Annotated in this window: 19 protein-coding genes; 12 read left to right on the top strand and 7 right to left on the bottom strand. The window is 71.7% G+C overall.

The annotated features are described in order from the left end of the window. Positions 1–8 precede the first annotated feature (8 nt). Both AS857_RS14975 and AS857_RS14970 read left to right on the top strand, forming a co-directional pair. A complete protein-coding gene (locus AS857_RS14975; RefSeq protein WP_245699840.1) occupies positions 9–305 on the top strand; it encodes a type II toxin -antitoxin system TacA 1-like antitoxin in 297 nt (98 codons plus the stop codon). Beyond that, on the top strand, positions 302–688 hold the full coding sequence (locus AS857_RS14970; RefSeq protein WP_058043586.1) for a hypothetical protein: 387 nt from the start codon (positions 302–304) through the stop codon (positions 686–688). The genes AS857_RS14975 and AS857_RS14970 overlap by 4 nt, the downstream gene beginning before the upstream one ends. Positions 689–754: 66 nt before the next feature. Here AS857_RS14970 and AS857_RS14965 read toward each other — a convergent pair whose 3' ends face one another. From AS857_RS14965 to AS857_RS14955, 3 genes are all read right to left on the bottom strand, one after another. Continuing rightward, positions 755–1,069, bottom strand: coding sequence for an SH3 domain-containing protein (locus tag AS857_RS14965; protein ID WP_058043585.1), 315 nt, complete (start codon positions 1,067–1,069; stop codon positions 755–757). A 440-nt stretch (positions 1,070–1,509) separates the two neighbouring features. Continuing rightward, positions 1,510–1,920, bottom strand: coding sequence for a VOC family protein (locus AS857_RS14960; protein WP_079110343.1), 411 nt, complete (start codon positions 1,918–1,920; stop codon positions 1,510–1,512). A 50-nt stretch (positions 1,921–1,970) separates the two neighbouring features. Further along, positions 1,971–2,681, bottom strand: a complete 711-nt coding sequence (locus tag AS857_RS14955) for an NADPH-dependent F420 reductase (protein ID WP_058043584.1) — start codon at positions 2,679–2,681, stop codon at positions 1,971–1,973. A 91-nt stretch (positions 2,682–2,772) separates the two neighbouring features. On the opposite strand from AS857_RS14955, the gene AS857_RS14950 reads away from it, so the two are divergent. After that, a complete protein-coding gene (locus tag AS857_RS14950; RefSeq protein WP_058043583.1) occupies positions 2,773–3,732 on the top strand; it encodes a helix-turn-helix transcriptional regulator in 960 nt (319 codons plus the stop codon). 158 nt (positions 3,733–3,890) lie between these two features. Here AS857_RS14950 and AS857_RS14945 read toward each other — a convergent pair whose 3' ends face one another. Then, positions 3,891–5,513 carry an alpha/beta hydrolase gene (locus AS857_RS14945; RefSeq protein WP_058043582.1) on the bottom strand — a complete coding sequence of 541 codons (1,623 nt, stop codon included), beginning with the start codon at positions 5,511–5,513 and terminating at the stop codon, positions 3,891–3,893. Positions 5,514–5,652: 139 nt separating this feature from the next. Here AS857_RS14945 and AS857_RS14940 point away from each other — a divergent pair, with 139 nt between their 5' ends. The 6 genes from AS857_RS14940 (at position 5,653) to AS857_RS14915 (ending at position 14,938) form a co-directional block, all read left to right on the top strand. Next, complete coding sequence (locus tag AS857_RS14940) at positions 5,653–6,369, top strand: hypothetical protein (RefSeq protein ID WP_144440823.1); 717 nt, start codon at positions 5,653–5,655, stop codon at positions 6,367–6,369. 239 nt (positions 6,370–6,608) lie between these two features. After that, entirely contained in the window at positions 6,609–9,536 is a 2,928-nt protein-coding gene (locus tag AS857_RS14935; RefSeq protein WP_079110452.1) for a M4 family metallopeptidase, read from the top strand. 60 nt (positions 9,537–9,596) lie between these two features. Then, positions 9,597–10,304 (top strand): hypothetical protein, encoded by a 708-nt coding sequence (locus tag AS857_RS14930; protein ID WP_216823975.1) that lies wholly within the window; start codon positions 9,597–9,599, stop codon positions 10,302–10,304. Positions 10,305–10,672: 368 nt separating this feature from the next. After that, a complete protein-coding gene (locus tag AS857_RS14925) occupies positions 10,673–11,794 on the top strand; it encodes an NHL repeat-containing protein (RefSeq protein ID WP_144440822.1) in 1,122 nt (373 codons plus the stop codon). 194 nt (positions 11,795–11,988) lie between these two features. Continuing rightward, on the top strand, positions 11,989–13,308 hold the full coding sequence (locus tag AS857_RS14920) for an alpha/beta hydrolase (protein ID WP_245699839.1): 1,320 nt from the start codon (positions 11,989–11,991) through the stop codon (positions 13,306–13,308). A 40-nt stretch (positions 13,309–13,348) separates the two neighbouring features. Beyond that, positions 13,349–14,938, top strand: coding sequence for an FAD-dependent monooxygenase (locus AS857_RS14915; protein WP_058044156.1), 1,590 nt, complete (start codon positions 13,349–13,351; stop codon positions 14,936–14,938). 117 nt (positions 14,939–15,055) lie between these two features. Here AS857_RS14915 and AS857_RS14910 read toward each other — a convergent pair whose 3' ends face one another. Continuing rightward, positions 15,056–15,604, bottom strand: coding sequence for a hypothetical protein (locus AS857_RS14910; protein WP_058043577.1), 549 nt, complete (start codon positions 15,602–15,604; stop codon positions 15,056–15,058). A gap of 205 nt (positions 15,605–15,809) precedes the next feature. Here AS857_RS14910 and AS857_RS14905 point away from each other — a divergent pair, with 205 nt between their 5' ends. The 3 genes from AS857_RS14905 (at position 15,810) to AS857_RS14895 (ending at position 18,514) form a co-directional block, all read left to right on the top strand. Then, positions 15,810–16,685, top strand: a complete 876-nt coding sequence (locus tag AS857_RS14905) for an NmrA family NAD(P)-binding protein (protein ID WP_058043576.1) — start codon at positions 15,810–15,812, stop codon at positions 16,683–16,685. Positions 16,686–16,786: 101 nt separating this feature from the next. Further along, positions 16,787–17,779, top strand: coding sequence for a GlxA family transcriptional regulator (locus AS857_RS14900; RefSeq protein WP_058043575.1), 993 nt, complete (start codon positions 16,787–16,789; stop codon positions 17,777–17,779). 111 nt (positions 17,780–17,890) lie between these two features. Continuing rightward, complete coding sequence (locus tag AS857_RS14895; RefSeq protein ID WP_058043574.1) at positions 17,891–18,514, top strand: isochorismatase family protein; 624 nt, start codon at positions 17,891–17,893, stop codon at positions 18,512–18,514. A 24-nt stretch (positions 18,515–18,538) separates the two neighbouring features. Here the strand turns inward: AS857_RS14895 and AS857_RS14890 are convergent, their stop codons facing one another. Continuing rightward, entirely contained in the window at positions 18,539–19,531 is a 993-nt protein-coding gene (locus AS857_RS14890) for an alpha/beta hydrolase family protein (protein ID WP_058043573.1), read from the bottom strand. Continuing rightward, positions 19,528–20,448 (bottom strand): zinc-binding dehydrogenase, encoded by a 921-nt coding sequence (locus AS857_RS14885; protein ID WP_058043572.1) that lies wholly within the window; start codon positions 20,446–20,448, stop codon positions 19,528–19,530. The genes AS857_RS14890 and AS857_RS14885 overlap by 4 nt, the downstream gene beginning before the upstream one ends. Positions 20,449–20,451: the final 3 nt, after the last annotated feature.

Below are 20,451 nucleotides of genomic sequence, written 5' to 3'. Positions count from 1 at the left end.
TCGACACCATGGCTGATCCGAAAGCTATGAGCTTGCGTTTCCCCGACCCGGAGCAGCGAGCGGCCATCGCGGCTGCTGCGAAGGAGGCGGGGGTGAGCATGCAGGAGTACATCCTCTCGGCTGCTTATGAGCGGGCCACGGCCGTCGAGGCGAGGTTTCTGGAGGCCTTCGGGGCTTCGGTGGACCGCAGCGGTGAGGCGTTCGCCGCCGAGGCGGGCGGAGCCGATCCGACGCCGGAACAGCGTGCCGCCGAGCAGCAGGCCCGTCGCGCCCTCGAGGCGGAAGGGCAGGGGCACGCCGCGTGAGCGAGCAGCAGCCGCCTCTCCGGATCGACGTCCCCTTCCTGCTCCACGCTGCAGGGCTGCTGCCCGGCGACCCTCAAGTCGACGACTACGGGCCGCTGTTCGGTGCCGTGGCCCGCATGTACGCCCGGGCGATGGACCGGGACGTCTACGGCTCCCAGCACCTCAAGGCCGGGGCCCTGCTGCACAGCCTCATACGGATGCCGTGTCTGGAGCACTCGAACGAGGCGTTCGCCTGGCATGCGACCGAGGCCTTCCTCTCCCTGAACGGGCATAGCCTCGACTACAGGCCGAAGGAAGCGGTGGCACTCGTCCGGGAAGCGGCGTCGGGCACGCTCGGAGCGGCACGGATCGCGCGCCGGTTGCGCGACTGGACCACCGCCTGACGCCAGGCCGTGGTGCTCCGGCCACGCGCAGCGCACGCGGCCGGAGCACCGGCAGAGGGTGAACGGTCAGCACCGCGCCCAGTCCGTGTCGTGGTAGCCGTACACGTACTCGTCGGACACCCAGCCCATCTCCTGCGTGCCGGCGCGTCGGACGTGCCACCACTTGTTGTTGCCGGCCACGGTGTCGCCCTTGTCCCAGCAGTGCAGGTAGATGGCCCTGTTGCTCCAGGCGCCGACCGCGCGGCACGAGGTGTGGGGGCCGGTCCGGTAGTTGACGTTGGTGCCGACGATGGTGGTCTTGACGTCGCTGTAGTCGCCCCAGGAATGGCTGCAGTCGCTCGGCGTGGCCGCCGAAGCAGGGGTCGCGGTGGCCAGCGGCACCGCAGACAGTCCGAGAGTGAGTGCAGCGCCGACAACGCCCGTCACCAGGGCGGCCCGTCCTCTTCGTATGCGAGGTCGCGAAGGTGTCACGTGGTGCCTGCCTTTCCGGTCGATGGGAGCGCCGTGGCCCCGGCGGTGAGTGCGCCTTGCCGTGCGGTTCCCCGGCGGGAGGGGAACAGCGTGGCCGACCGGTCGTGAGGAAACCTGCAGCAGGTCTGCAATGTGCCGGTCCCGGCGACGACGACGCGTCCCAGTCGACCAGGACGTCCCGGGCCGCAGGTTCGAGGAATACCAGGCGCGTGACCGGCGAGGAGCAGCCGCCGGCCGTCGACGTGAACGAGAGCGTCGTCCGGCCCACCGCCCGGGACTGACTCCGGGTCGCACCGAAGCCGAACCCGGTGCCGGCGGCTGCGTCACGCTCATCCGGAAGGGCTGTGGCGTCAGTGGGTGCCGTGGATGCAGAAGGGCTGTCCGGAGGGGTCCAGGAGGACGGTCCAGTGCTTTCCGCCGGGCTGGTGGCCGGGCTTGGTGGCGCCCATCTCCAGCAGCTGCTTCTCGGCTGCCCGGACGTCGTCGAACACGAGGTCCATGTGGAAGGGCAGCTCCTGCTCCGGCCAGTCGGGAGCGGTGAAGGAGGGGGACGTGTAGAAGAGGTACATCGCCCCGTTCACGCGGAAGGCGAAGGCGACCTCGGCGCCCTCCTCGTTCGGGAAGGACTGCGTCACCTTCGTGCCCAGGGCGGTGGCGTAGAACTCGGCGAGCTCCCTGCCGTCGCGGGCCCACATCGCCTGGCACATGATCTTGCCGGACAGGGGCGCGGTGCGGGTGTGGGTGTGGGTGCGGCTGGTCATCTGGGAGTTTCCTTTCGCAGCGTCAGCGGTCGGCTTTCAGCAGTCGGCTTTCAGCGGACGACTTTGATGCCGAAGTGGGTGCCGAAGCCCAGGGCGAAGCCGATGGCGGAGTGCATGTGGGCGTACATCTCCATGCCGCGGGCGGCGACGAGGGGGCCGAGGTCGAGGATGTCGCTCCAGCCGTAGGCGGTGAGCAGATCGGTGACGGTCTGCTTCGCGTCGGCGTTCTCGCTGGCGATGAACATGGTGTGCTCGCCGCCGCCGACGGCCTTCGGGTCGACGACGGTGGCCTGCTCCTGGGTGACGAAGGCCTTGACGACCTTCGTGTCCGGCAGCGCGCGCTGGATCTGCTCGGCGAGGCTGTCGCTGTCGCACGGGTCGAGCGTGGGCATCACGCCCCAGGGGGTGGGCCAGGGGTGCTCGATCTCGGGGTTGTAGATGAACGGCACCGCGTAGTCGACGAGCGTCTTGCCCGCCAGCTGCTGGGCGGCGGCCGACAGGGCGGCCACCGCGTTGTGACCGTCGATGCCGTTGATGACCAGCTCCGCCCGGTCGGCGGCATCCGCGAAGGTGTGCAGCTCGATGCCGGGGTGCCCGGCGAGCCAGGACCCGAACGGCGGGGTGCCCATCATGTCGGGCTCGGTGCGCGCGAGGGTGGCTTTCGGGTCGCGGGTGCCGACGTGGACCTCGTGCCCGAGCTCGGCGAGCTTGGCGATGTGGGCGCGTGCGCCGCCACCCGTACCGAGAACAGCGATTTTCATAGGAAACCTCCCGTTTTGTTCCTGCGGACGTATCCACACTAGGAGGACTTCAGGACAGCCTGTGTCCTTTGACGCGGGCAGAGTGGAAAGCATGACGAGCGACATGACCGCCCGCACCCTGCGGCTGCTGTCCCTGCTGCAGACCCGGCGCGAATGGTCCGGCGCCGACCTCGCCGGCCGCCTGGGCGTCACCGTGCGGACGCTCCGCCGCGACATCGATCGCCTGCGCGAATTGGGCTACCCGGTCGACAGCTCCCGCGGGCACACCGGCGGCTACCGCCTGTCCTCCGGCAACGGCCTGCCACCCCTCCTCCTCGATGACGCCGAAGCCGTCGCCGTCACGGTGGCCCTGCGCACCGCCGCAGGTGGTCTGACCGGCATCGAGGAGAGTGCGCTACGGGCCCTGGCCAAGCTGGAGCAGGTGCTGCCCCGCCGCCTGCGCGGCCAGGTCACCGCCCTGCAGACCTCCCTGGCCGGCATCACGTGGGAGTCCCGCGGGCCGCGCGCCGACCCGGCTCTCCTGGCTGCCCTGGCGGTCGCCTGCCGCGACCACGAGATCATCACCTTCGACTACGCCGATCGCCACGGTACGACGACCTCGCGCCGGGCCGAGCCCTGTCACCTGGTCGACTCCGGAGGGCTGTGGTACCTCCTCGCCCACGACACCGGCAGGGACGACTGGCGCATCTTCCGCCTCGACCGCATCACCGACCCCGTACCCACCGGCCGGCGGGTTCCACCGCGCGAGATCCCCGGCGCCGACCCCGCCGCCTTCGTCGCCGGCCGGCTGTCAGCCGCGCCGACCCGCTACCGCGCCGTCGCCACCGTCCACGCCCCCGCCGACCGCATCCGCGCCCGCACCCGCTACCTGGCCACCCGTATCCAGCCCGTCGACGAGACGTCCTGCCGTGTCGACGCCTCCGACGACAGCCTCCCCCGCATCGCCCAGACCCTCGCCGGCCTCGACACCGACTACGCCCTCGACGCCGACCCCGAGGTTCTCGACCACCTCCGCGAAACCGCACGCCGCACCCTGCGCGCCACGAACTGAGCCCGTACGTGCAGATCCGTCCGTACAGATCCGTCCGTGCAGCCGTCCGTGCAGATCCGTACGTGCAGCCCGCCCGCGCCGCCGGTCGATGTTGCGGCGGATGGCGCGCAGGGTGACGCCGAGGCAGTCGGGGAAACGGAACACGCTGCAGCGCCGCGCTACCTGGATTCCGTCCCGGCGGTGGTGCAGAGCGTGTCGGAAGCCGGGCGCTGTCCGGTCGTGAGGAACGTGGTCACGGCACGGTCGGCGCAGGCGCCGGCCCGCTTGTCGTCCTCGCCCGCACGCGTGGCGTTGCCGAGGTAGACGCCGTGACCTCCCGCGTCGACGCCGACCAGCCGGGCGCGCTCGCCGAAGGCCTCGCGCATCTTCAGGGCACCGCGGTACGGCGTGGCGGGGTCGCGGAGGCTCTGCACCATCAGGATGTTGGACGGCCCGTCGGAGGTGATGCGGGTGGGCTTGTCGGCAGGCCGGTCCTTCCAGAACGCGCAGGGCGTCACGCTGACGGGCATCCCGGCGGTGAGGGGGTGCCGGATGCGGTCGGTACGGACGTCACGCGCGTACTCCGGGACCGAGCGCGGCCAGCGCACGTCGTTGCAGACGACCGCCATGTTCACCGTCGCATCGGCCGACGAGACGGACGGGAGGTCGTACGGGACCGGCTTGTCGCCCGCGTCCCGGGCCGTGACGACCAGCGCGGCGAACTGCTCGAAGGCCGCGTCGGAGTACAGCGCCTGCTGCATCGCCATGCGCAGGCGGTTGCCGGTGAGCTGCCCCTTGCCGTCCGCCGACCGCTCCGGAACCCCGTCGAGCCGCTTCGCGAGGGAGAGGAACAACGGCCGCACGTCCTCGGCGCGCCCGGCGACCCGGTGCTTCGCGTCCCGCTCGGGCGCGGCCGCCCAGCGGGCGAAGTCCGGGAAGCGGTCGTCCGCGGCGGCCGACATGTTCGCCAGCCAACCGCGCGCGACGCGGCCCGGGTCCGGGTCCCCGCTGCTGTCCAGCACCCAGCGGTCCGTGTGCTCCGGGTACTTCTGCGCGTAGACCGCTCCGACGTACGTGCCGTACGAGTTCGCCCACGCCGACAGCTTCTCCTCGCCGAGCGCCAGGCGGAGGCTCTCGATGTCGCGCACCTCGTTGGCGGTGGTCAGCGAGCGCATGACCTCGCCGCCGTTGCGCGCGCACGCTTCGGCGATGCGGCGGCTGCGCGCGACGCTGCCACCGATGTCCCCGTCGGCCCCGGGCCAGGAACGCAGGTGGGCGGGCTCCAGATCGTCCGCCTCCAACTTGCAGTCGGCCCGTGTGCTGTCCCCGACGCCGCGCGGGTCGAAGCTCACGAGGTCGTAGGCCCCGCCGGTCTCCTTGCGCAGGGCCTGGCCCTTCTTGGCCAGCCTGTCGACCCCCGAGCTCCCGGGCCCGCCCGGTATGACCAGGAGCGTCCCGCGCCGGGCGGTGGGCTTGTCGCTGCGGATCCGGGACACGGCGATGTCGACGGTGCGGCCGGAGGGCTTGCCGTAGTCGAGGGGGACGGCGAGGGTGGCGCACTCGGTGCCGTCGGGCGTGCCGTTGGGCGTGCTGCCGGCCGTGCCGTCGAGACCGGTCTGACAGTCGTGCCAGTCGAGGCCGGGGGTGGCGGATCCGGTGGTTCCTGCCTTCGGAGTGCCGGGCCCGGCAGTGGCCGAGGCCGTCGCCGGGGAGGCGGCGACGGCGGTGGCCACGGTCGCCGTGGCGAGGGTGAACAGGAGGGCCTTGCGCTTGGTGGAGACCTTTGAGGTCGTAAGTGCCATGCGGGCAATGCTTGTTGATCAGGGCCGGCGAGACCATCAGGGAAGCCACCCATACGTGGTGGGGGTAGCCCTCGGGTCCGTATCAGGGTGAGCCGATAATCATCAGGATTCATCAGATCCGGAGAGGAGAAACCGGTACGTGAGAGAGGCAGGTCCGGAGGTGTCGCTGTGCGCGGAGATGGACGAGGCGTGGCGGAAGAGCGAGGTGCTCCAGCGCGTCGACGTGCTGGCGGGCTTCCTGGCTTCGCGCTACCCCGGTGGGGGCGACGGGGGCGGTGACGAGGGCCGGGTCGGTGACGCGAGCCCGGGCACTGACAGCGAGGGTGCTGACAGCGGGGGTCCTGACAGCGGGGGTCCTGACAGCGGGGACACGGACAGCGCGGGCACTGACAGCGAGGGCGACGGCGCGGCTGCGGCGCGCCGGAGGGTGGCCGACACGGCGGCGTCCGCACGGCGCGCGCTGGAGGGCGGCGACCTCCACGAGGCCCGGCGCCGGGTGGACGATCTCGAGTTCGAGGCGGAGGCCTGGGCCGACCATCCCCACTTCCCGCCCGTCCCGAGCCATTACGAGACCGACGCCCAAGTCCACGACTACGCGAAGGACCTGGCGCGGGGCTTCCTGTCGTCGAAGCAGCGGGACGACCTGGCGACGATCCGCCTGTCCCTCACGGTCGGCCGGTCGCGAATCCTCCGGATCTGCCATCTGACCGCCCGCGACCGCCAGGACTTCCACTACGTCTGCGGACGCATCTCGATGAGCCTCGATCTGGGCCACGTGGGCGTGGCGCGCCGGGAGCTGGCCCGGCTGGGAGAGATCGAGGATCGGTACCACGGGAAGCCGTGCCCGGCGGCGTGACCGGGCCCGGCGAACCCCCTCGCGTCGTCGTCCGAAAGTCGTCTGCGCATTTTCGTCCTCCACATTGATGCCGGTGCGCATCAGCGTTTGCATGGCTCTGCCCGGAACGGCTCCGGCGCCGCCGGAGAAGTCCGGGCCAGAGACCTCACAGAGGGGGGACCGTGCGCAGACGCAGCTCACGTACGGCACGATCAAGGAGAGACAAGGCACGACAAGGCATGTACGGTGCGGCGGCGCTGATGAGCACCGCCGCACTCGTCGTTTCTGCGGTACCGGCCCAGGCGACAACGACGGCGCCGAAGGGGCCGGGCGACGTCGCGCAGGACCGGCGCACTGCAGCGCCCGCCTGGGTGACCGGCATCCGGGAGCCCGTCCCGGCAGCAAAGAACGCCGCCGACGCGGCCCTGCGGTACCTGGCGGACCAGCAGAGCCGCTACCGGATCGCCCGCCCCGACCGGGATCTCAAGCCCTTGCAGTCCGTCGCCACCGGCGGCTCGGAGACCGTGCGCCTTCAGCAGAAGCACCGCGGGGTGGACGTCCTGGGAGGGCAGTACGTCGTCCGGATGGACGCAACGGGAGCGAAGAGCGGCGGCACACGGTTCGTCACGGGCACGTCCGGCCGGTACTTCACCGGGCTGACCGTCCCGACCGAGCCCGGAATCGACGCGCCCCTGGCCGTCGAGCTGGCCGTCGACGCCGTGACGCGGCAGCTCGGGCCCGTACGCCCGTCCCGCGACGACCGGGGCGACGGCCAGGAGGACAGCCAGGGCGACGGCCGGGCAGGATCCGGGGGCGGCGAGGCCGGGCAGCCGATCACCGGCACGGCCCACGGCCTGGTCGTGCTGCCGCGGGGCACCGGGGTGCTGACCCACCACGTGACGGTACGCGGAACCGACCCGGCCACCGGGTCCCCTGTGCTGCGCGAGGTGTACATCGAGGCGCAGACCGGTCATCCCGTCCTCCAGTACAGCGGGATCAAGACATTCAGGACGCCCAGCCGTTCCGCGGTCCCCGGCGCGGGCTCCAAAGCCGCCGAAGCGGGCTCCAAGGCCGTCGGCTCCGCGGCCGCGGACCGCCGCGCCACAGACCGCCGGGGCACGGACCGCCGCGCCACGGACCGCCGGGGCACGGACCCCCGGGGCACGGCCGCCCTGCAGGACGGCGGGACGAAGGGCTCCGGTGTCCGGCTGGACGGCACGAAGGTCGAGCTGCATCTGACCCGGGACGAGGACCGCAACGCGTACGTGATGCGCGACCGCTCCCGCGCCCAGGCAGGTGGCGGCGACGCGAACCTCGTGACCACCTGGGACGCACGCGGCCGGAGTTACGGCGAGGTGTGGCGCACGTGGCCGGCCGACCTCAAGGAGTTCTCCTCCCCCACGGCCGAATTCGGCGACGAGGCCACCGGGATCGGCGCCGTCGACGCGCACTGGGCCGCGGGCCGGGTCCACGACTACTTCAAGGACGTCCACGGCCGGAACGGTCCGGACGGCCGCGGCTCGGCCGTGAACTCGCTCGTGGGCCTGGGGATCTCGTACGCGGAGGTCTTCTGGGACGGCCAGAAGGTGATCTACGGGAGCGGCAACGACGAATACCGGCCCTTCTCGGCCGCTCTCGACGTCGTCGGGCGCGAGCTGACGCACGGCGTCGTCGAGAGCACCGCGAACCTCGTGCCCGCGGGCCAGTCCGGCGCGCTGGGAGAGGCCGTCGCCGACTACTTCGGCAATGCCGTCGAGACCGACGCGCGCGGCATCGCCATGGACAGCCCCGACGCCGGCCTGCTCGGCGAGACGCTGTGCCGGCAGAAGGAGCCCCGCGCCTGTGCCGCACGTGACCTGAACGACGGGCGGACCACGTCCAAGTCCTTCGCCGGCGTGGGCATCGGCACCGACAACGGCGGCATCCACCTGAACTCCACGATCTTCTCCGGCGCCCTGTGGGACATCCGCGAGGACATCGACCGCACGCTCGCGGACAGGATCGTCCACAACGCGCTCACGCAGTACATGAGCCCGCTCGACGGCTTCACCGAGGGCCGGGCCGCCGTCCTCGCCGCCGCCCGCGACCTCAAGGTCACCGACAGGGAGTACAAGGCGGTCGAGCGGGCCTTCAACGCTCACGGCATCGTCCCGGGCTGGGAACTCGCACTGGGGGTGGATTCCGACCAGCTGCTCGGGCGGGTCAACACCGACGACCGGACGAGCGCCGGGGCGGGCGGCGGCTGGTGGACCGCCTCCACGTCCAACGACGACGGCTCCGAGCCCTACTCGGTCTGGGCCGGACGCCTCGACGGCACCGGCGAGAAGAAGCTCATCAGCCCCAACGACGGCCGCTACCACGTCGACCCGGTCACCGACGGCAAGACGGTGGTCTGGCAGGCGCGCCGGGGACGGGCCACGGAGATCCTCGCCCGGCCGCTCGCGGGAGGCCCGGTCAAGAAACTGTTCTCCAACGCGCTCGCCATCACCTCACTGCACGTGGAGGGAAAGGTCGTCACCTTCCAGGTCCACCGTCGCCGTGCCGGCTCCCGGGTGGTCTACCTGCGGATGGGCGAGACCGCCCCGACGTACGTGGAACCGGGCTCCACGGGACGTAGTGCGAGCACCGGCGACCCGTCCCTCAGCCACGGCAGGATCGCCTTCACCACCTGGCACCGCGTGGACGACGGTGCCTTGCGGCACGACGCGGAGGTCCTGGACGTCGCCACTGGCACGAGGACCATGATGAAGCAGATCGGGACGCCCTCGTACCTCATGGGCACCGCCATCACCGGCAAGCACGTCTTCTGGCTGACCGTCGCCGACGCCGACCACACCACCACCGCCGTACGCCGCTCGAACCTGGACGGCACGGGCACCGTCGACATCAGCCCCGGCACGGGCAAGGATGCCCTGCACGGGACCGGCCTGACGGCCTCCGACGAAGCGGTGACGGTCTCCGTCCGCGCACCGGACCCGCAGTCACCGGACCCGCAGCTCCGCTACGAGGCACTGGACAGGCTCTGGCAGCTCTCCCCGGACGGGTCGCGACGGGAACGGGTCTCCTGCAACCGAGGTGAACAGCTCTCGCACGCCTCGGCAGACGGCCGGCAAGTCATCTGGGTCGACGCCACGACCGGCCACACCGACCTCGTCACCCGCACCCGCCCGGCAGGCACCTGTGGCTGACCCGGTCGTCTGCGGGGCCGCGGCCGACCGGCAAGACATGACCATGACGAGGGGATGAACGTGGACACACCTTTGACGTACCTCAGAGCGAAGGCGGCGGCAGCGCGCGGCCGGATCGCCGCCGCGGTGGGAGCCATCGCGCTGATCGCGACTGCGCTCACCGGCACCGCGGCCGGTACGGCCACCGCCGCGGCGACCGGTGACTGGCGGCCGTCGGGCAAGTGGGCCTGCTCCGGCGCTCCCGTTCCGGACGGCTGGGTCATCACCGGCTACGACCGCTCCGGCTGCAACGGCAGCGGGTCCTGGTACCAGCAGCCGGTGAAGGACGGGATCTGGACCTGTTCCGGCTCGCCGATCGTGGCCGGTTACGTCATCACCCGGTACGACCGCGGCGGCTGCACCGGCATCGGGGCCTGGTACCACGAGCTCGCCCGCGACAAGCGCTGGACCTGCGCCGGCTCCCCCGTCCCACCCGGCTACGTCACCACGAACTACCTGCGTGACGGCTGCAGCGGCATCGGAGCCTGGTACCACGAGCTGGCCCGCGACAAGCGCTGGACCTGCGGGGGTTCCCCCATTCCGCCCGGCTACGTCACGACCAACTACCTGCGCACCGGCTGCAACGGCGTGGGCGCCTGGTACCACGAGCTCGTCCGCAACGGCATCTGGACCTGCGCCGGCTCCCCCATCCCGCCGGGATACCGCAGCACCACGTACATGAGCACCGGCTGCGGTGGCGTCGGCGCCTGGCACACCGTGCGCGCCTGACCCACCCGGACGTCCGGAAGCGGACGCTCCGGGCTGTTGCCCCCTCCGCGGGCCCGGCGGCCGTCAACGGCGCCGGGCCCGTACGGACGGGGGCGTACGGACGGTCCCGTACGGACGGGGCGCACGGCCGGGAGCGCCGCCCAGCTCTGCCGTCCGTCCTCAACGGGACCTTGCGTCTCCTCAGCCTCTGAAGGCCCCGCCGCCGGGCGCGATCCGGCGGCGATTTCTGCATCACCCACACGGGGGAATCCACCGGATCCGTCATCCGATGATCCGGCGGGCCGCTTGCATGGGCGCGTCACGCAGACCCGCAACGCCGCGCCCACCAGGAGAACCGCTTGGACCGCCGCACCTTTCACAGCCGACTGATGTCCTTGGGCAGCCTCGCAGCGGCCGGCACGCTGCTCGGGATGCCGGGCACCGCGACCGCGGGGCCGCGGTACGAGGGCGCCAACTCCTCGCTGACGGGCCCGCCCCGGCGGACGGTGGTGGAGTACGAGCTGCCGCCCGCCGAGGAAACGCACGAGATCGTCAAAATCCCGGACCGGCCGATGGTCCTCGTGTCCCAGATGTCCAACAGCCGGCTGGTGAAGCTCGCGCTGGACCCCCGTACCGAGCAGGTGACGGCCGCCAAGGCGTTCCCGCTCGGTTCCTCCGACGCGATGCTGCACGGGCTGGCGGTCTCCTCGCGCCACCCCGGACGGATCTGGGCCACGCACGAGGGCGCCGACCGGCTGCTGCTGGTGGATCCGCGGGCGGACTCCCTCGACGCCGCCCCGCGCATCGAACGAGAGATCGCGGTTCCGGGCGGCGGCCGGGGGCCGCACTACGTCAACGAGTACGGGGACACCCTGTGGGTGACCCTGAAGGGGAGCGACCAGGTCCTGGCCCTGGACCACACGCGTCCCGGACGCCACCGCCTCTTCGACGCGAAGCCCCACCCCATCTTCGCCGCGCAGCACCCGGTCAGCGGGGACTTCTACGTCAGCCAGGACGGCGCGAGCTCACTGCTGCGCATCGACCCGCGCACCGGACGCACCTCGCAGATCCCCGTTCCGGCAGAGCAGGGCAGCACCCCGGTCGGGCTGATCAGCGGCCCCGGCGCACTCTGGGTGGTCCTCCTCGGCACCGCGAAGGCGGGGACCGGCACGTTCGGCCGGATCGACGCGGACGGGCGGATCGCCTGGCACCGGCTGAGCAGCCCGCTGGGCCGGTCGGCGTGGCTGCTGCACCTGGCCTTCGGCCCACGCGGTACGGCGCGAGAGCCGGGGTTGTGGCTGCTGGCGTCGTCGATCGTCTCCGAGCAGGCACGCGACCTGATCATCCGCGTGCGGTTCGACCCGTCCTGGACACGCATCACCGGGGAGGAGTACGCGGCGCTGCCGACGCAGTTGTGCAAGGCGCACCGTCTGCTGCCGCTGGAGAACAGCGTGCTCGCCACCGAGCTGACCAGTGCCAGGGTGGCTCAGCTCATCAGCGCCCAGGAGTGACGGCTGCGTAGCCGCGCCGCGTTGCCGCGAGGCCGACTGCTGCGCCCGGTCGGCCCCGGTGTGCGCCGATGGACGCCGTCTACGTGACGGCCTGCTGCGCACGTCACCCGCCTGGACGCGCCCCGCCTGCACCGCCCCGTGCCCGGTGCGACGCTGAGTCGCGTGTCGTATCGCAGGCCGGAGGAGTGCGTGCCGTGGACATATCCAGTGCCGACCCCGACATAGCCCGACCGCGGAAGCGCCACGGGAGGCGCTGGCCGCGCGTGCTGATCGCCCTGGGCGTCGCTCTGGCGCTCGCCGCCGGGGGCTGTTCCGACGGTTCCCCCAAGCCAACCGCGCGCGGCGCCGGTCCTGGTGCCGGTCCCGGTGCCGCCGGAGGGTCCCTGCCGGGCATCGGGATCACCGGCCGCACCTACCAAGTGCCGCAACCACTGCCGTCCGCGGCGCCCGGAACTCTCATAGCGGCCAACGACCACGGCACCGACGCCGGGATCGCAGGTGCCCGGCGCTGGACCGTGCTGTACCACTCGCGGAACGCCCACGACGCGGACGTTCCCGTCAGCGGCGTCGTACTCGTGCCCCCCGGGCCGCCACCGCCCGGCGGCCGGCCCGTCGTCGCCTGGGCACACGGCACCACCGGCGTCGCCGACACGTGCGCGCCTTCGCACGCGGCCAACCTCGGCTACAACGCCTACGCGCAGGAGATCGGCGCCTTCCTCAAGGCCGGATACGCGGTCACGGCGACGGACTATCCCGGCCTCGGCACTCCTGGCATGCACACCTACCTGGTCGGCGCCGACGAGGGCAACGCGGTGGTCGACAGCGTCACCGCCGCCCGCCGGCTGGTCCCGGGCCTCGCGCCGACGTGGTTCACCGTCGGCCACTCCCAGGGCGGCCAGGCCTCCATCTTCGCTGCCAACGCCGCGAAGAGAGCCCCGGATCTGCGCTTCGGCGGTGCCGTGGCCATCGCGCCGGCCAGTCACTTGAACGTGATGCTTCCCGGTGTCATCGCCGCACACAACGCCGGGCAGCTCACCTTCGCCCTCTACTCGCTGGCGGGCCTGAACGCCACCGACCCGTCCGTCGACCTGCCGCGCCTGCTCGGCCCCGCCTCCATGCGCACCGCCTCGCAGGTGTTCGAGGAGTGCATCAACGACCCGCATCCCGGTCTCATCCGCACCACCTCGGAACAGGCCATTCCGATCGACTCCGCCCGGCTCGCCGCCCTGGGCCGCACCATGGCCGCCTACGGCAACCCCGACCGCACCGCGGTCCGCAGCCCTCTCCTGATCATCCAGGGCGGCAACGACCTCGACGTACCGGCCCAGTGGTCGGCACAGGTCGCCGGCAACCTCCGCGCGCTCGGCTCACCGGCGATCACAGAACGCACCTATCCGGGCAGCGGGCACGACGACGTACTCGGCCGGTCCTCGTGCGACATCCTCGACTTCCTGAGCAAGCACGGGGGCCGCCCCACCGGTGCGTGCACGCCTTTCCGCACGCTGCCGGGATGAACGACCGGGTAGGGTGCGGGGCGAGCGGGAGGAGCTCGCCGTGCCTTTAGCGGACACCGAGGTGGCGGTATTGATCGTCGGCGGCGGGCCGGTCGGGCTCACCGCCCGGGCGCTGCTGGAACGCTGGGGCGTACGGGCACTGCTGGTCGAAAAGCACGCCGAGCTGTCACCCTTCCCCCGGGCCCGGCTGGTCAACGTCCGCTCAATGGAGATCTACCGACAGCTCGGGCTCGCTGCCGGGATCACGGCCGGTGCGTTCGCACCGGAGTACGGCCGCATCCGCTTCCGCGACACCTTGCAGGACCGTGACTTCGCCACGGCGGCGATGGTCGGGATCAACGCGCCGGTACCCGAAAGCCCCGTGATCGGCGTGGTCACCTCACAGGACCGGCTGGAACCCGCTCTGCTCGCCGCAGCGGACGCCCCGGTGCGGTTCGGGGCCGAGCTCATCGGCCTGGCCGAGGAAGCCGAGAGCGTCGTGGCCGTCCTCTCCGACCACCGAAGCGGTCAGGAGACGCGCGTCCGTGCCCGTTTCGTCATCGCCGCCGACGGCGCGAACTCCACCGTCCGGCAGCGGCTGGGAATCGGCACGACCGGTCCCGGAGCGATGGCGGGCTTCACCACCGTCGTGTTCGACGCCGATCTCAGCCGCTGGTGCGCCCAGCAGCCCGCCGGGGTCTACTTCACCCCACACGGAGCCTTCGCCCCGCTCTACCCCGAAGGAGGCTGGGCCTGGTTCGCCCCCACCCCCGAAGACGCCGCACACGCCGACTGGGCCGGCCTCGTCTCGCGTGCCCTGGGCCCCGGCACCGACGTACAAGCCGACGTATTGCGGGTTCAGCACTGGACGATGAACGCATCTGTCGCCGAACGCTTCCGCCACAGCCGGATCCTGCTGACCGGCGATGCCGCACACGCGATCCCCATCACCGGTGGCCTGGGAATGAACACCGGCATCGCCGACGTGCACAACCTCTGCTGGAAACTGGCGGGCGTCCTCCACGGGTGGGCCGGAACAGACCTGCTGAACACCTATGGAACGGAACGACAACCCGTCGCCCACCGGACCCTCCGTCAAGCAGTGGCCAACACGCACCTCATGATCCAAGTGCAGAACCGGCGCCGCGACCAGCTACGGACCGGCGAAGCAGCGCCGGCCCGGATCGAGCTCCCCTGGTCGGAGCAGTACTTCGCCCAACTCGGTCTCGTGCTCGGCGCCGCCTACCACTCCGACGCCGTCCTCACCGGCGTGAACCCCCCGCCCGAACCGCCCGGCACCGGCACCGGCACCGGCACCGGCACGGATTACGTCCCCACCACAGAGCCCGGCCACCGCATGCCACACCTCTGGCTCGCACACAACCGCTCCACGCTCGACGCGGTCGGCGAATGGTTCACCCTGCTCACCCCGGATCCCACCTCCTGGAGTCAGCAGGCCGCGGCACCATGGCCGCTCCGCATCGAGACCCTTCCCGAGGAGCACACCGACCTCTGCGGCCTCGGCCCGCACGGAGCACTGCTCGTCCGGCCTGACGGCCACGTCGGCGCCCGCTGGCGCGACCGCCCACCCGGCGACCCCGCCACCCTCCGGCACGCCCTCACCTCAATCACTTGCTCGACACCCCGCTGAAGCGGCGTCCTACGCGTGATGCGTAGGCCTCACCAGGGTGGCCGGCATTGCCTGCCTCCGGGTCGGCGGGGCCCTAAGGGTGGACGCCGGCCCGGACGAGAGCGTGAGCCCTCATGATCAGGCGGAACACTTCCGCGCGGTGACGTACCTGAACGGTTCGGAGACTCCCGCGCTGTGGTGGCCGGCGGCCGCGAGTGCCAGGGCCAGACGCTTACGTGGTTTGAGGTCCAGGCCCACGGTGGCGTGCAGAGCGCCGAGCGCGAATTCGTCCCCGCACCCCACCGCTGCGTACCCGTCGGCGGGCTCGGCTATCTGGTAGTCGTCGTAGACGGCGAACAGACGGCCGTATATGCCGACGAGGAACGTCCCGGCCTGTTCCTGCTCGCAGTCCTTGCGCGACCAGCCGCCGTTCTTGAGACAGGTGCGCAGCTTGTCGACGAAGACGGTGGTCATGAAATGGTCCAGGTCGCCCTTGGGCTTGGGCGCCTTGAACGCGTGGTGCAGCAGCTGGCCCATGCGGAAGCTGGTGGTGAAGCCCAGGGCGTAGGGGCCGTTGCGGAAGATCTTCGGGTCCCGGCGGACGGTGAGTCTGAGGCCGGAGACACCGGCCGAATCCCCGCCCAGGTGCACCCGCTCGTTGTGTACGAGTCCGACGATCACGGTCATGAACTCCCCCTCTGCAGTTGCCGCCCTCCCGATACTGCGCCCGAGGAGCCGGGCGGAAACCGGGCGGTGGAGGGGGACGCGGCTCTGCACCGGCCGTGTGCGAAAGGGCGGCTCGCCAGTGTGTGCTGGCCTGGGGAAGCGACCACGACCATGCGGCGCTCTAGAGTGCGTGGCACGCCAGTGCCGTAAAGAAGGGGTGTTTTCCATGAGCATCGTGGTCACCACACCGACGGGACACGTGGGATCGCGCGTGGTGCGGCTTCTGCTCCAGGCCGGTGTCCGTCCCCGCGTCCTGGTCCGTGACCCGGCCCGCCTGGATGAGGCGACCCGGACGCGGGCCGATGTGCGCAGGGGTGACCTGACGGACGCCGGATTCGTCCGCGAGGCGGTGGCGGGAGCGGGAACCGTCTTCTGGGTCGATCCCACTCCGCATACGACAGCGGATCCGATCGAGACCTCGCTGCGGACCGCGGCGCCGCTGGTGGCGGCCGCCCGGGTCGGGGATGTGGGGCGGGTGGTGTTCTTGAGCAGTATCGGGGCGGAGAAGCGGCACGGGGTCGGACACATCGACGCCCTGGCCGGGATCGAGGAACAACTCGACGCCACCGGAGCGGACGTGCTGCACCTGCGGTGCGCGTACTTCTTCACCAACCTCCTGTTCGACCTCGAAGGACTCTCCCGAGGCGTCCTGACCACGGCGTTCGATCCCGGCCGTCCGATGCCGTGGGTCGATCCGCGCGACATCGGGGACGTGGTCGCGGCCCGGCTGCTGAGCGACACCTGGCAGGGCCGGACGGTCCAGGCCGTGCACGGTCCGGAAGACCTCACCTTCCAGCAGGTCGCACAGATCCTCACCGATGCGCTCGGGTATCCGATCCGGCTCGACCCCGTCAGCGACGACGCGACCCGGGACGCGCTGCGCGCGGCCGGGCTGCACCCCTCGGCGGTGGAGGGCATCGTCGGGATGACCACCGGATCGCGCGAACTGGTGCCCGAGCAGCCCCGGGACTTGCTCACCACCACTCCCACCCGGCTCAGCGGGTGGGCTCATGCCGAGCTGCGTCCGCTGCTGGAAAGGTGACAGCAACGACCTCAGTGGCAACGACAAGGACTCGGCCGCATGTCCGGATGTGACAGATAGCCGTCATTGCAGTCATGAGCGGTCGCGGTGAGGATGGGGTCATGCCCCTTTCGCACCGTGTCGTCATCGCGGTCTTCCCCGATGTCGATCTCCTCGACGTCGCCGGCCCTGCCGAGGTCTTCGCACTGGCCAACCGGGAGACCGCGGGCCGCGCCGGCTACCGGGTCCGCCTCGCCGGGCCGGCCGCCGGCGAGGTGCGGACGTCGGCGGGTGTGCGGCTGCTGGCCGATCTGGCCTTCGACGAGGTCGGTGGGCAGGTGGACACCCTCCTCGTACCCGGCGCGGTCGACATGACCGACGACGGCCCCGTCGCCCGTATCGACACCGATGTGGTGGCGTGGGTGAAGGAGACCGCCACGCACGCCCGGCGGGTGGCGTCGGTGTGCGTGGGTGCGCACGTCCTGGCGGCAGCCGGGCTGCTGGACGGGAAGACGGCGACCACGCACTGGTCGACCGCCGCCCGGCTCGCCGCCGACCACCCGGCCGTCACGGTCGACCCGGATCCGATCTTCGTCCGGGCCGACCGCGGCCGGCTGTGGACGGGCGCCGGCATCAGCGCCTGCCTGGACCTCGCGCTGGCGCTGGTGGCCGAGGACCTCGGCGAGGACGTCGCGCTGGCGGTGGCCCGGCAGCTGGTGATGTACCTCAAGCGGCAGGGCGGGCAGAGCCAGTTCTCCGTGCCGCTCAGCCGGCCCGCCTCCGCCCGCCGCGACATCGACGAGCTGCGGCTGTGGATCGCCGACCACCTCGACGAGGACCTGTCCGCGGAGGTGCTGGCGGCCCGGATGTGCCTGAGCGAGCGGCACTTCGCCCGCGTCTTCGGACAGGAGACCGGCGCCAGTCCCGCCGCCTACGTCGAGGCCGCCCGGGTCGAGACGGCCCGGCGTCTGCTGGAGACCACCGACGACCCGCTCGATCAGGTGGCGGCCGCGGCCGGGCTCGGTTCGGTGGAGACCCTGCACCGGGCGTTCAAACGACAGCTCGCCACCACCCCCGCGGCGTACCGCCGCCGCTTCCGCACCCGGACCACCTGACCTCTCCACCCACCGATAGCCCCAGTGCTCACTCCGGCCAGGCGGGCAGCTCCGCCCTGCCTCGTTCCCCTACGAAATTCCCCTATGAAATTCCCCTGCGAAAGGCATCCCATGAGCAGCAACCAGCCCTCCACGACCCTGCGCGACGTCATCGGCCTGGACAGCCGGCCGCCCAGGCTGAGCGACTCCGTCCTCATCATGGTCGACTTCCAGAACACCTACCGCAGCGGCGTCATGGCCCTGGAAGGCGCCGAAGAAGCCCTCGCAGCCGGCGCCCGCCTCCTGGAGCGCGCCCGCACCGCGGGCATCCCGGTCATCCACATCATCAACGACGGCGGCGAGAACACCCCTTACGACATCCGCGCCCGCATCGGCGCCATCAGCGACGAAGTCGCTCCGGTGGACGGCGAGGCGGTCGTGGTCAAGCAGTTCCCCAATTCCTTCCACCTCACCGACCTGGAGAAGACCCTGACCGGCCTGGGCGCCGCCCCGGGCAGCGGCAGGGACCTGGTCATAGCCGGCTTCATGACCCACATGTGCGTCAACTACACAGCTCAGGGCGCCTTCAACCTCGGCTACCGCCCCACGGTCGTCGCCGAAGCCACCGCAACCCGCGCCCTCACCGCACCCGACGGCGCCGTCCTGCCCGCCGCCGCCCTCCGGACCGCCGCCCTGACCACCATCACCGACCTGTTCGGCACCGTCGTCCCCACCGTCGATGCCCTTCCCGCCTGATACCAGGATCCCCGGTGAAGTGGTTCATCCTCGTCCTCCGATCAGGGTGTGCGCGATGTGGTCGGTGAGGTGGGACAGCCAGTCGGGCCGCGCGTTGCCGAGGAGGTGATCGCCGTGCGGGACGGACAGATGGGTGCCGTGCGGTGCCAGACGGGCCAGCGGCTCGCCGTTCGTCACGCCGGGAATGACGTCCTGGCCTCCGTCCACGACCAGCAGCGGGGCAGCGATGCGCGGTGCCAGGGCGGAGAGGTCCACCTGGCGGGCGAACTCGTGGGCGGCGTCGTCTCCTCCGGCGCGTCGGGCCATGATGTCTCGTACTGGCGGGGGCAGTTCCTCCCAGTCGAGGCGGAAGGGTCCGCTGACGGTTGCGACCGCCGCCACGCGCGTCTCCAGTGCCGCGGTCCGGGCCGCGAAGTAGCCGCCCAGGCTGAGGCCGACGAGTCCGATGCGTTCGACGCCGAGGGCGTCGACGACCCGGCCCACGACCTGCTCGTAGTCCGGCGTGAGGGTCGTCGTGGCGGCGAGCGAGCCCTGCCCGGGGCCGTCCATCGCGAACACCGCCAGCCCCCTGGCCAGCAGCGCGGACACCAGGTCGAGGAATTCCTCCTTGGCCGAGTCCAGGCCGGGGACGACGACCACGGTGCCGGGCGCGTCGGCGGGGCCGCGCAGCCGGCCGGTGAACCCTTCGCCGCTCACGCGCCGCGCACCGGGCTCCAGCACCGCGAGGGCTCTGCCCAAGGCCTGGTCCGCCTCGGCGGCGGCGCGGCCGGCCTCCGCGTACGGTGCGAGCGTGGCGAGGTGGAACCACCGCGCCGCCATCAGCAGGTGCTCACCTGCCGAGACGGAGGATTTCGCGACCTCTGCGCGTTCCAGGTAGGCGTGTCCGGTGCGCAGGAAGGACGGTCCCCAGTCGGCGACGGAGGTGAGGCCGTCGGTGACGCGACGGTACTCGTGGGGGTCGACGCCCGCACCGGTGGCACGTGTCCACTGGGCTGCGGCGAACTCGGCGGCGCTCATCGTCCTTCTCCTGTCAGCAGAACGGCCTTGCCGCGTATCCGGCGCTCTCTCAGGTCGATCAGAGTGTCGGCGGTCCCGGACCAGTGGGCGATCCGGCCGAGCTCGGGATGCAACCGGCCCTGTTCCACGAGACGCACCAGGGCCGCGAGATCGGATCCGTACGGGGCGCCGGTGTAGTGGAAGTGCTGGATCGTGACGCGCTCGGGCCCGCTCAGCAGCTGGAAGAAGTCGAGGGTCACCGGCGTGCGGCTCGCCTGGCCGAACCAGATGAGCGTGCCGCCCGGGCGCACCTTCGAGAGGGCGAGCGGCAGATCCGGTCCGCCGGTGGACTCCAGCACGACGTCGAACGGTCCTCGTGCCGCCGCGACGTCGTGCACCACCTCGGCGCCCAGTGCCGCCAGCCGCTCGCCGCGCACCGGCGTGGCCGTCACCGCGGTCAGTTCGGCTCCGGCACCGACGGCCAGCTCGGTGACGTAGTGGCCGACGCCGCCCGAAGCGCCGGTGAGGAGCACGCGTCGGCCGGCCAGGGAGCCGGCCGTGCGCAGCAGCCGCAGGGCGGTGATCCCGGCCAGGGGCAGGGCGGCCGCCCGTGCGCTGTCGATGCTGTCCGGGAGCACTGCGAGCGAGTGCGTGGGCACGGCGGCGTACTCGGCCCAGCCACCCTGCGCCGGGTGCCCGACCACGCGGGTGCCGATACCGGGGCCCGAGCCGTCGGCTGCGGCCTGTACGACGAGCCCTGCGACGTCCTTGCCGGGCAGCAGGCCCGGCCGGGGGTGTTCGAGGAGGAACGTCTCGCCACGGTTCGGCGCGAACGCCTCGACCTTGATCAGTGCCTCACCGGGCTCCGGGACGGGCTGGGGGACTTCGGCGAAGGCGACGGGACGCGCCGCCTCCCCCGTGGGAATCAGTCTTCGCATGCC

The organism is Streptomyces roseifaciens, from assembly GCF_001445655.1.
In the GTDB taxonomy this organism is placed as follows: Bacteria; Actinomycetota; Actinomycetes; order Streptomycetales; family Streptomycetaceae; genus Streptomyces; species Streptomyces aureoversilis.
This window is presented reverse-complemented; position numbering and strand designations above follow the sequence as displayed.